This window comes from Cryobacterium sp. TMT2-14 (assembly GCF_004402465.1).
Lineage (GTDB): Bacteria > Actinomycetota > Actinomycetes > Actinomycetales > Microbacteriaceae > Cryobacterium > Cryobacterium sandaracinum.
On the sequence record NZ_SOFV01000009.1, the window covers coordinates 212,287 to 223,856 of the forward strand.

General features: G+C 66.5%; 10 protein-coding genes. 6 read left to right on the plus strand and 4 right to left on the minus strand.

Translation table 11 applies throughout. The features are described 5' to 3' along the window. Positions 1-205: 205 nt before the first annotated feature. Positions 206-2,038, minus strand: a complete 1,833-nt coding sequence (locus E3O28_RS03545; protein WP_104099535.1) for an AMP-dependent synthetase/ligase — start codon at positions 2,036-2,038, stop codon at positions 206-208. Positions 2,039-2,213: 175 nt separating this feature from the next. Between E3O28_RS03545 and E3O28_RS03550 the strand changes: the two genes are divergently transcribed. The 3 genes from E3O28_RS03550 (at position 2,214) to E3O28_RS03560 (ending at position 5,343) form a co-directional block, all read left to right on the plus strand. Next, positions 2,214-3,161, plus strand: coding sequence for an ROK family glucokinase (locus E3O28_RS03550; protein ID WP_134415190.1), 948 nt, complete (start codon positions 2,214-2,216; stop codon positions 3,159-3,161). 27 nt (positions 3,162-3,188) lie between these two features. Further along, positions 3,189-3,878 (plus strand): lysophospholipid acyltransferase family protein, encoded by a 690-nt coding sequence (locus E3O28_RS03555; protein ID WP_104099533.1) that lies wholly within the window; start codon positions 3,189-3,191, stop codon positions 3,876-3,878. A gap of 136 nt (positions 3,879-4,014) precedes the next feature. Continuing rightward, positions 4,015-5,343 carry a 3-deoxy-7-phosphoheptulonate synthase class II gene (locus tag E3O28_RS03560; RefSeq protein ID WP_134415316.1) on the plus strand — a complete coding sequence of 443 codons (1,329 nt, stop codon included), beginning with the start codon at positions 4,015-4,017 and terminating at the stop codon, positions 5,341-5,343. A gap of 67 nt (positions 5,344-5,410) precedes the next feature. Here the strand turns inward: E3O28_RS03560 and pknB are convergent, their stop codons facing one another. Next, the gene (gene pknB / locus E3O28_RS03565; protein ID WP_134415191.1) at positions 5,411-7,360 is read right to left on the minus strand and encodes a Stk1 family PASTA domain-containing Ser/Thr kinase; all 1,950 of its coding nucleotides are present in this window, start codon (positions 7,358-7,360) and stop codon (positions 5,411-5,413) included. 89 nt (positions 7,361-7,449) lie between these two features. Next, on the minus strand, positions 7,450-8,718 hold the full coding sequence (locus E3O28_RS03570) for a LysM peptidoglycan-binding domain-containing protein (protein WP_241972992.1): 1,269 nt from the start codon (positions 8,716-8,718) through the stop codon (positions 7,450-7,452). A gap of 190 nt (positions 8,719-8,908) precedes the next feature. On the opposite strand from E3O28_RS03570, the gene E3O28_RS03575 reads away from it, so the two are divergent. Then, positions 8,909-9,253, plus strand: coding sequence for an Rv2175c family DNA-binding protein (locus E3O28_RS03575; RefSeq protein ID WP_104099531.1), 345 nt, complete (start codon positions 8,909-8,911; stop codon positions 9,251-9,253). Positions 9,254-9,266: 13 nt separating this feature from the next. Here the strand turns inward: E3O28_RS03575 and E3O28_RS03580 are convergent, their stop codons facing one another. Then, positions 9,267-10,313: a polyprenyl synthetase family protein gene (locus E3O28_RS03580; RefSeq protein ID WP_233191151.1), complete on the minus strand. Its 1,047-nt coding sequence runs from the start codon at positions 10,311-10,313 to the stop codon at positions 9,267-9,269. A 39-nt stretch (positions 10,314-10,352) separates the two neighbouring features. Here E3O28_RS03580 and E3O28_RS03585 point away from each other — a divergent pair, with 39 nt between their 5' ends. After that, a complete protein-coding gene (locus E3O28_RS03585; RefSeq protein WP_338145468.1) occupies positions 10,353-10,844 on the plus strand; it encodes a DUF3040 domain-containing protein in 492 nt (163 codons plus the stop codon). Between the two features lie 263 nt (positions 10,845-11,107). Then, entirely contained in the window at positions 11,108-11,539 is a 432-nt protein-coding gene (mraZ, locus tag E3O28_RS03590) for a division/cell wall cluster transcriptional repressor MraZ (RefSeq protein ID WP_134415193.1), read from the plus strand. Positions 11,540-11,570: the final 31 nt, after the last annotated feature.

Below are 11,570 nucleotides of genomic sequence, written 5' to 3' on the forward strand. Positions count from 1 at the left end.
GAATTCGACGGAGATTTTGCCGGAAACGTCCCCCAACGTGCAGAAACGGCAGTTCTACGGCAGAATCTCCGTCGAATTGGTTCGACGCTGGGCACGGCGCTGGGGCTCCCTTATCTACTGGTTCCGACCCAGGCGGCCGGACGACGCGAAACAGGTCCCGTCGCCACTGTGACGACGGGACCTGTTTTGGTCGTCGCGGGGAGTGCTAGCTGCTGACCGGGTTCGTCCCGGTCACCGGGGCGCCCAGGTACATCGCCTCGATCTGATCGGCGTAGTCCCGCAGGATGATGTCCCGTTTGATGCTCAGCTTCGGGGTCAGGTACCCGGCGGCTTCGGTCAGCTCGGTCGTCAGCACCGTGAACTTGCGGATCGACTCCGCCCGCGATACGTGGTCGTTGGCGTGGTCGATGGCGCGCTGCACCTCGGCGAGAACCTTCGCGTTGACGGATGCCTCGGCCAGCGTCATTCCCGCGTCCTCGCCGTTGTTGTTCAACCAGACCGCGAGCATGTCGGGGTCGAGCGTGACCAGGGCGGCGATGAACGGCTTGCGATCGCCGACGACGACCACCTGGCCGATCAGCGGGTTGGACCGGATCGGGTCTTCCAGCGCCGCCGGGGCGACGTTCTTGCCGCCGGCCGTGACGATGATCTCCTTCTTGCGCCCGGTGATGGTGAGGAAGCCGTCGCTGTCCATGGCGCCGATGTCACCGGTGCGGAGCCATCCGTCGTGGAAGGTGGCCGCGGTGGCCACGGGATTCTTCCAGTACTCCGTGAAGACGTTGACGCCTTTGACCTCGATTTCGCCGTCGTCCAGGACGCGCACCGAGACGCCGGGAAGCGGTGGGCCTACGGTGCCGATCTTGAACTTGGTGGCCAGACCCACGGTGGTCGGCGCGGTTGTCTCGGTAAGGCCGTAGCCCTCCAGGATCTTGATGCCGAGGCTGTGGTAGAAGTGACCCAGGTGCATGCCGAGTGGAGCCGAACCGGAGACGGCGTACTTCACGTTGCCACCCATGGCCGCGCGCAGCTTGCTGTAGACCAGACGGTCGAAGAGCGTGAACTTGAGCTTGAGCATCAGCGGAACGCTCTTGCCCTGATCGACCAGCATCGAGTGGTCGACGGCAACCTGGGCGGCCGTCTCGAAGATCTTGCCTCGGCCGGCGGCCAGCGCCTTCTGCTCGGCGGAGTTGTAGACCTTCTCGAACACCCGCGGCACTGCGAGCAGGAAAGTGGGTTTGAAGGTGCCGAGCGATTCGAGCAGCTTCCGGGTATCGGGCTGGTGACCGACGCGCACACCGGCGTGCACGCAGAGAACCGAGATGAATCGGGCGAAAACGTGCGCGGTGGTGATGAACAGCAGCGTGGAAGCGCCGTTCGCGTCGGTGAGCACCTCTTTCAGCGCCACCGCCGAGTTGCGCGACGTCTCGACGAAGTTGGAGTGGGTAAGCACGCAGCCCTTGGGACGGCCGGTGGAACCCGAGGTGTAGATCAGGGTGGCGATGTCCGAACCCACGGCCAGCGAGCGACGCCGCTCGATTTCGGCATCCGGCACGTCGACCCCGGAGGCCGCGAGCTTGTCGAGGTCACCGAGGTCGATCTGCCAGACCTTCTGCACGCTGCCGAGCTCGGGGTGCACCTCGTCGAAGCGGGAAAAGTGCTCGGCGGTCTCGACGATCACCGCCGCGGCGTCGGAGTCACCCAGGATCCACTGGATCTGGATGGGGGAGCTGGTCTCGTAAACGGGGACCAGCACGGCACCGGCGAACCAGGTGGCGAAGTCGATCAGCGTCCACTCATACCGGGTCTTGCACATCAAGCCGATTTTGTCTCCGGGCTGGATTCCTGCCGTGACGAGCCCCTTGGCCAGCGCGACGACCTGGGCATGAAACTCCGTGGTGGTGACGGGGGACCAAGCTCCGTTTCTCGGCAGTGAGAACAACACGGAGTCGGGCGTCGCCTTGAGGCGTTCGACCAGGAGATCGGTGACATTGGCTTGTGGGTCTGCGGGAACGATGGCGGGCAGATCGTACTGTTTCACGGTAACTCCTCTGGTACCGGGCGGGCGATTTGCCTCACTCTATCCACGTCACTTCGTGGAAGCAGCCGTTTCGCCTGGCCGTGTCTTGGTTCACTACACTCTAGGGGGACGCACCGGCTTCGTTGTCTCGCCCCGCAGAGCGCCCCACTTTATCCATCGACGAAAGAAGTCCTCTGTGCACGCCATTGGTATCGACATCGGCGGCACCAAAATCGCCGCGGCCCTGGTCGACGAATCCGGAACGATCATCCGCTCGGATCGACGCCCGACCACCGCGAGCGATCCTCGCGGGATCGAAGACGCCGTCGTCGACATGATCACGGAGCTCTCGGAGGGCGAGGAGGTCGTCGCTGCCGGGATCGCCGCGGCCGGCTTCATCGACGCCGCCCAGTCCACCGTTTACTACGGGCCCAACGTCAACTGGCGCCACGAGCCGCTTCGGGCCACTCTCGAGGCGCGGCTCGACCTGCCCATCCTGATCGAGAACGACGCGAACGCCGCGGGCTGGGCGGAATTCACCTTCGGCGCCGGCCGGGGCTACACCGACATGGTCACCCTCACCATCGGCACCGGAGTGGGCGGAGCTATCGTCGCCGACAACCGTCTCTTCCGCGGTGGCTTCGGCTGTGCCGCCGAGCTCGGGCATCTGCGCGTGGTGCCCGGCGGTCGCCTCTGCGGCTGCGGCGCCCACGGCTGCATTGAACAGTACGGTTCGGGTCGCGCCCTGCTTCGAATTGCTACCGAGCTGGCGGATGCCGGCGGAATCGGCCTCGGCCTCGCGGCTGCCCGTGAGCGCAAGGGCAAGCTGACCGGCAAAGAGGTCGGCCGGCTGATCCAGGACGGTGACAACGGCGCCTTGGCCGCCCTGAGGCAGTTGGGCGGCTCGCTCGGGCAGGCCTGCGCAAGCCTGGCGGCCGTACTTGACCCGCAGATCTTCGTCTTCGGCGGGGGCGTCGCCGCTGCCGGTGAACTGCTGCTCGAGCCCATCCGCGCCGCGTACCTCGAAAATCTGCCGGCCAGGGGCTTCCACCCGGAGGCCGAATTCGCCATCGCGCAGCTCGTCAACGACGCCGGTGTCGTCGGTGCGGCCGACCTGGCGCGGAAACGCGTTTTCGCGCAGTAGGCTTTCCGGGTTACCGAGGGAGCAACGATGTTCTACTGGCTCATGAAAAACATTGTCATCGGCCCTCTGCTGCTGGCTATCTTCCGGCCCTGGGTGGTCGGGCTCGAGAACATCCCCAAAGAGGGCGGTGTGATCCTCGCGAGCAATCACCTGTCGTTCATCGACTCGGTGTTCCTGCCGCTGGTCGTTCCGCGTCGCGTTGTCTTCCTCGCAAAGAGTGAGTACTTCACGGGCAAGGGGCTCAAGGGCTGGGCGACACGCCAGTTCTTCAAGGCCACCGGCCAGCTGCCGATCGACCGGTCGGGTGGCAAGGCATCCGAGGATTCCCTCAACACCGGCCTGCGCGTCCTGGGTGCCGGCGGCGTGCTCGGCATCTACCCTGAGGGAACCCGCAGTCCCGACGCGAAGATGTACCGGGGCCGCACCGGCGTGGCGCGGATGGTGCTCGAGGCCGAGGTCCCGGTCATCCCTGTGGCCATGATCGACACTGAGAAGGCCATGCCGACGGGCACCCGCATCCCGAAGGTGCGCCGGATCGGCATCGTGATCGGCGAACCCCTCGACTTCAGCCGCTTCGACGGCATGGAGGGCGACCGGTTTGTGCTCCGGTCCGTGACCGACGAGCTGATGTACGAGCTGCAGGCCCTCAGCCGGCAGGAGTATGTGGACGTCTACGCGACCAGCGTGAAAGAAAAGCGGGCCAGCCTGACCCGATAGAATCAGACGGTTGCCCAGGGGCCGACAGACCCCGATCCGATAGCCCGGCCCGCAATATTTTTCTTGCCGGACCAGACAAAAAAGGAATAGTCCCGTGGTAGACCCCACCGAACCAGTCGTGCTCGCAGATCGATCTGTGGTTGCCGGCCTGGACTATTGGCGCACCCTCCCGATCAAGCAGCAGCCGACCTGGTCCGACGCGGATGCGGTTGCCGCGGCATCTGCCGAACTGTCCACGCAGCCGCCGCTCGTCTTCGCCGGCGAGGTCGACATCCTACGGAACCGGCTCGCCGAGGCCGCCGGCGGCCATGCCTTCCTGCTGCAGGGCGGGGACTGCGCTGAGACGTTCAGCGGCGCCACCGCGGAGCAGATCCGCAACCGGGTCAAGACCGTGCTGCAGATGGCCGTCGTGTTGACGTACGGCGCGTCGATGCCCGTGATCAAGATGGGCCGGATGGCCGGCCAGTTCGCCAAGCCACGCTCCAGTGATTTCGAGACCCGGGGTGGCGTTACCCTGCCGGCTTACCGCGGCGATATCGTCAACGGCTACGATTTCACACCCGAATCGCGCGAGGCCGACCCGGCCCGCCTGGTCAAGGGCTACCACACCGCCGCCTCCACCCTCAACCTGATCCGTGCCTTCACGCAGGGCGGTTTCGCCGACCTGCGCCAGGTGCACAGCTGGAACCAGGGCTTCGCCGCCAACCCGGCCAACCAGCGCTACGAGAAGGTGGCCAAGGAGATCGACCGCGCGATCAAGTTCATGATCGCGTGCGGCGCCGACTTTGAAGCCATGCGTCGGACGGAGTTCTACACCAGCCACGAGGGTCTGCTGATGGACTACGAGCGTCCGATGACCCGGATCGATTCCCGCACGGGCACGCCGTACAACACCTCCGCGCACTTCATCTGGATCGGGGAGCGCACCCGTGACCTTGACGGTGCGCACGTCGACTTCCTCTCCCGGGTGCGCAACCCGATCGGGGTCAAGCTCGGCCCGAGCACGTCAACCGACGACATGCTGCGCCTGGTCGACAAGCTCGACCCGAACCGCGAACCCGGTCGTCTCACGTTCATCACCCGGATGGGTGCGGGCAAGGTGCGCAGCGCCCTGCCGCCGCTGCTGGAGGCGATCAAGGCCAGTGAGGCCAAGCCGCTCTGGGTCACCGACCCGATGCACGGCAACGGTGTGACCACGCCCACCGGGTACAAGACCCGTCGTTTCGACGACGTCGTCGACGAGGTGCGCGGCTTCTTCGAGGCGCACCGCAGCGTCGGCACACACCCGGGCGGCGTTCACGTCGAACTTACCGGCGACGACGTCACGGAGTGCCTGGGTGGTTCCGAGCACATCGACGAGGCCGCGCTGGCGACCCGCTATGAGTCGCTCTGCGACCCGCGCCTGAATCACATGCAGTCGCTCGAGCTCGCCTTCCTGGTTGCCGAGGAGCTTGCCGCTCGCTAACCCGGCCCCGGGTGCCCGCTCCGGCATGGGAACCGCCGGGTACGGCCGGCCCGGCCGGGGTGGCTGTCTAGCCGAACGGGTTCGTCGGCTTGAGGGTGATGGTGCTGTTCTTGGGCGCGGCGGTGCCGGCTTCGGGATTCGTCGATGCGACGCTCAGGAGCGGTGCGATGGCATCCGCGCCGAGATTGTAGCTCAGCTTGAATCCCAGGTCGGTGAGCACCTGCTTGCCCTCGTTCCACGGGAGGCCGACGATGTTGGGCACCGTGACGGGTGCCGGGCCGAGGGAGGTAGTGAGTGCATACGTGTCGCCGGTGCGCACGGGACCTTCGTTCACGGGGGCCGCGCTCACGACGTCTCCCTCGGCGATCGACTCACTGTAGATCTCGTCGCCGGCGGTGACGAGCAGCCCCTTCTCCGCCAGGATCGCGGTGGCGTCCTTGACGGATTCGCCGGACACGTCCGGTACGGGGCCGAGTGAGAGAACCAGATTGACGTTCATGCCCACGAAGTAGTCCCCACCCTGGGAGACGTCCCCGGCGTCGGATTCGCGGCTCGCGGAGATGACCAGGCCCGATTCCACGGTGTCGTCGAAGAGGGAATCGGTCGCCCCGATGCCTGCCTTCAGCTCCGTGACGGCGGAGGTCGCAGCATCGGCCGTCAATCCCGCCAGCACGGGCAGAACGATCGGCTGCGGGCCCTGGGATACACGCAGCGTCACCGTGCTGCCCTTCGCCACGCGGGTGCCCGAATCCGGGTTGGTGCTGGAGACGAGGCCGGCGGGGATGGTGCCGCTGAACTCGGTGCCGAGCGCCGCCTCCAGCCCGAGCCCGGTGAGCTGGGCGGTCGCGTCGTCGGGGGACACCGAGACGAGGGCGGGAATCGGGACCTCTGAGCCGGGGCCGTTGCCGAAGAACCAGCCGGTTCCGCCGGCAAGGGCTGCCAGCATGAGCACCAGCGCGAAGAGCCAGAAGCCGCGGAACTTGCGTGTGCGGGCCTTGTCGGCCAGGAGAATGGTGGTGGCAGGTGCCGAGGCAGAAGCCGCCGTGGCCACGCCGGCCACCGCCGGGGCGAGCGGGGCACCGCCGAGGATCTGGGTGTCCGCGTCGGCCACCGCTGCGGTCACGCCGCCGGGCAGCACCATGGTCGCGGATTGTCCGGTCGCCGGGGAGGTCGGGCGCACGAGCTTGTCGAGGTCGAGCAGTTGATCGAGCATGACACGTGCGTCCCGGGGGCGCTGCTCCGGGTCGCGGGCGGTGGCCCAGAGCACCAGTTCGTCGAGCTCGTGCGGAATCGCGGGTATCCGCGCGCTTGGCATGGGCACGTTGTCGTTCGCGTGCTGGTAGGCGATCTGCATGGGCGCTTCGCCGACATAGGGCTGCTCGCCGGTAAGCATCTCGTAGGTCATGATGCCGAGCGCGTAGATGTCGCTGCGGGCATCCGCGATGCCCCGCGTGACGAGTTCGGGGGAGAGGTAGGCGATCGTGCCGAGCAGGGCCTGCCCGGTGGCCGTGTTGTTGTTGACGGCCCGGGCGAGTCCGAAGTCGCCGATCTTGATGCGGCCGTCGTCGGCCAGGAGAACGTTCTCCGGCTTGAGATCGCGATGCACGATTCCCGCTTTGTGCGCGGCGGCGAGGCCCGAGAGCACCGCCTCGAGGATGTCCATCGTCTGCTCACTGGTGAGCCGGCCGTAGTCCTTGAGCAGGTCGCGCAGAGTGATGCCGGGCAGGTATTCCATGACCAGATAGGCCATATCGGCATCCTGGCCCTGGTCGTAGACGTTGACCACGTTCGGGTGCGCGAGCCGGGCGGCCGAGCGGGCCTCCTGCACGAACCGGGCCTTGAACGTGTTGTCGTCGGCGAGGTGCCCGTGCATGATCTTGATGGCGACCCGGCGTTCGAGGCGCAGGTCGGTCGCGAGGTACACGGTGGCCATGCCACCGCGGGCGATCCGTGAGCGCACCTGATAGCGGCCGTCTATCAGACGACCGACCATGGGATCGGCAGGGGTATCGCTCACTAGTCGAGTCTAGGGATTGCGAAGCCGTTCCCTGTGCCGGAACACTCGCAAGTCAGGGTTTTCAAGCCTGAGCGGATGCGAGCTGCAGGTCAGCCGAGATCGGCCAGCCAGGCCCGGGCCGATGTTTCCCACTTCGCGTAGTGGTTCGGGTGAGCCGAGATCTGCACGGTCTGCGCGGCCTCGGTCACGGTCATCGACTCCCAGCCGGGGATGTCGAGCAGTCCGCGCGTGATGCCGGGGTTGGGGTTCACGGGGCCGCCGAAGAAGGCGAGGCTGGCCCGCTCCGGGTCGAGCACCTGCTCGGGGGTTCCCCAGCCGAAACTGGGGCGTTGCTGGAAGAGGCCGAGGGAGTCGCGGTCGCCGTACTGCACGTTGCGCAGCCCGGATTCCTGGGCCGCGGCGGCCAGGGCGATCACGATTGCGGAGTCGCCGGCACCCGCGCGGCGACCGCTCGCGATAATGATTTCGGCGTACCGGCGCATGTCCTCGCTGAGCGGCGTGACCTCGCCGGGCGCTGCAGACGGCGCAGGGGCGGCCTCCTCGATGAGGATCGCCGATTCCATCGCCGGCGCCGCGGGAACGGAGCCGGACGGGATCGACAGGACCTGGCCGGGGTAGATGATGCTGGACCAGCCGAGGCCGTTGGCGTCGAGAACGGATTGCACCGAGACGCCCGCCGCGGCCGCGAGGGCTCCGATGGTCTCGCCGGCGGCGATCGTGTGCGTGCCGGAAGCATTCAGCGGGGCGAAGGCTGCGGCCGGCGCGGCCGAGACCGGCGCGGCACCGTCGCCCGGCGGCAGCACGACGGCCTGTCCGGGGAAGATGATGCTGCCTGCGTCGAGACCGTTCACGCGGAGCAGGGCCTCGAGGGAGAGCCCGTGCGCGGCGGCAACGCCGGAAAGCGTGTCCCCGCTCTGGATCAGGTACCGCGAGATCTCGGCGGCGACGGGCGCCGGAGCCGGAGCGGACGGCTGCGCCAGACCGGCCAGGGTCAGCATCTGGCCCGGGAAGATCACCGCGGACCAGCCAAGGCCGTTGAGGGCGAGTACGGATGCGGTGGAGAGACCGAATCGTCCGGCCACGCTGCTCACGGTGTCGCCTTCGACGACCTGGTACTGGGTCGGCGCCGCGACGGCGGCGATACTCTGCCGACCTGCGCCGGCGGGCACCGCGGTCGGCAGGATGCTCTTGCTCTTGAGCGGCTTCTTCGCGATGGTGGCGGCATCCGCCGGCGACGCCAGGTTCAGGCTGATCGCGATCGTGCTGATCAGCACGAGCGGGACGGTGACCAGGACGCCCAGACCCCGTCGTTCGGTGGCGTGCCGGTGGTGGCCAGCACCGGGCGTCGAAGAATTCACGTCGCTGGTGCTGCTGGCTGGACTGTTCCTGCTGGCTGGTGCCGACATTCCGCTCCCGTCGATTGCGTGCGACAGCGGTGCTGGCACAGCATTGCCCAGTCAATCAGGTTGGCCCCCATTCTGGGCATCAACACGCGCGTTTGCGCCATGAGAGTTTGTCCGCCCCGTCGAATCATGGGAGGCTTGATGAGTGACCGAATCGTTCTCAGATCAAGAGTGGCTGTCCATCGCCGACCTCGTCCGGGTGCTCGGCGTCAGCCAGAGCCGCGTGCGTCAGCTGATCGACGACAAGCAGCTGCTCGCCATGCGCCGTGACAACGGGCCCTTGCAGATTCCCGCCGCGTTCATCAGGGACGGCGCCCCGCTGCCCGAGCTGCGCGGCACGCTGATCGTGCTCTCCGACGACGGCTTCAGTGACGAGCAGGCGATGCGCTGGCTCCTTGAGGTCGACGGCAGCCTCGGCGTTCCCCCGGTCCAGGCACTGCTTGCCGGCCGTAAGGCCGAAGTGCGCCGGGTCGCCCAGGCGCTCGCCTGACTTTTCCGCGCTCCTAGAACGCCCGGCGGGTCACCGTCTCGGCCAGCTCCATCAGCCGCGTCGTGACCGCGCCGCTGATCGGTGATCCCTTGAGAGCTGCGAGGGCCTCGGCGACGTTCGAGTCGATGAGCGCCTCGATCCGCTCGACGGCGCCGCTGTCGACGATGGCGCGCTGCAACATCCCGATCTGTGCTTCCGTCAGCAGCGGGTCGCCGAGGAGCGCGTCCAGGTTCTCGCGGGCCGTGTCCGTCAGGTTCTCGCGCGCCAGAGCGACCAGTACAGTGCGTTTGCCCTCGCGGAGGTCGTCACCGCTCGGTTTGCCGGTGACGGAGGCGTCGCCGAACACCCCGAGCAGGTCGTCCCGAAGTTGGAATGCGATGCCTAGCGGCAGTCCGAAGGCACGCAGGGCGTCGAGGTGGTCCGGGCCGGCGCCGGCCAGGGCTGCGCCGATCACGAGCGGCGCCTGCACGCTGTACTTGGCCGACTTGAAGACGATGACCCGCAGCGCCCGGTCGAAGAGTTCTGTTTCGGGCTGGGAGAACCAGGCGCGTTCTTCGAAGATGTCGAGGTACTGGCCCACAGTGACCTCGGTGCGCATCCGGTTGAATTCTATCCGTGCCCGTGCCGCGGCCGACGCGTCGGTGGCTGCCGCGAGCCCCTCGTCGAGCAGCTCATCGCTCCAGCCCAGCAAGAGGTCGCCGAGAAGGATTCCGGCGGCCCGGCCGAACGCGACCTGGCTGCCTGCCCATCCGCTTTGGCCGTGCATGCCCTCGAAGAGTTTGTGGGCGGAGGCCGCGCCGCGTCGGGTATCCGAATTATCGATGATGTCGTCGTGGACGAGTGCTGCCGCATGGAAGATTTCCAGGGCCGCCGCCGCGGAGATGACCGGCACCAGCGCGGTCAGGGCGTGGTCGGAATCCCCGTTCGCACCAGTGGATCCGCCTGTGCCGACGCTCTGCCAGCCCCAGTAGCAGAACAGCGCCCGGAAGCGTTTGCCACCGCTGAGAAACTGCCGTGAGAACTCCACCAGCGGCGTGAGATCGGAGCTGATGGTAGTCACAATTGGTAAACGGGTTTCGAGGAATTCGTCGATGCGAGAATGAACCAGATCGATCAGATGATTGCTTTGCGCCACTTGCCTAGCCTAGCCATCACGGCGGGGTTAGAATCGGTGAAGCACAGCGCGATCCCAAACAGGAGGAATGAGATGCCGCTTTCGGAACAAGAGCAGCGACTCCTCGAAGAAATGGAGCGCGGCCTCTACCACAATGACGCCGATTTCGTGGCGACCGTCGGTGGCAGCAGCCTCCGGCCCGACTACCGCTCGATTTCCATCGGGGTTCTGGCCGCGGTTGCCGGCATCGGTGCTCTCATCGCCGGCGTGGCCATCCAGCAGCTCTGGCTCGGTGTCCTCGGCTTCATCATCATGTTCGCCGGGGTGTTGTTCGCGACCACGCCCAGCAAGTCCGCCCGGCGGATGTCCGCATCCGCTCCGCGCTCCCGTCCGAACCAGCAGCAGCGGTCGTCTCAGCGCGGTTTCATGGATCGCATGAACGAACGCTGGGATCGTCGCCAGGACGGCCAGCAGTAACCTTCTCACCACCGCTCGACTGCACTTCCGCTCCACCGCACCTCGCAGACAGGGCCGATCATCCGATCGGCCCTTTTTTTGTGCCCGAAAACGGTGCGAAATGAATCCCGGCCTTGAATTTCCCTCCACTCCGCTTTCCCCCGTTTTCCCGGGGATAAGTAGGGTGAATTTCTCCAATATTTGCGCGTTTATTCTGTTTGGTGGATCAAAGTGGAGTAAAGTGGAGCAAGATCTGGACCGTGACCGGATGAGAGGGGGGATGAATGTTCTTTGGCACGTACGCCCCCAAGCTCGACGAAAAAGGCCGCATCATCCTTCCCGCAAAATTCCGGGACGAGCTGTCTCCCGGGATCGTCATGACCCGAGGCCAGGAGAACTGCCTCTACGTGTTCACGACCCGGGAGTTCGAGGCGTACTACGCGAAGATCTCCCAGGCGCCGCTCACGGACCAGAGCGGGCGCTCCTTCAGTCGCATGATGTTCTCCGGCGCGAGCGCAGAGCAGCCCGACAAGCAGAACCGGGTGACCATCCCCGCGAACCTGCGCGCCTGGGCCGGGCTCGACCGGGACCTCTCCGTGATCGGCGCCGGCAACCGGGTAGAGATCTGGGACACCGCCGCCTGGGACGCGTACCTCTCCGAACAGGAAGAACCATTCGCGAACATCACGGAGGAGGTGATTCCGGGACTCATCTAGCTCCTGACGCCTGACTCCCAGCCGTTCTGCC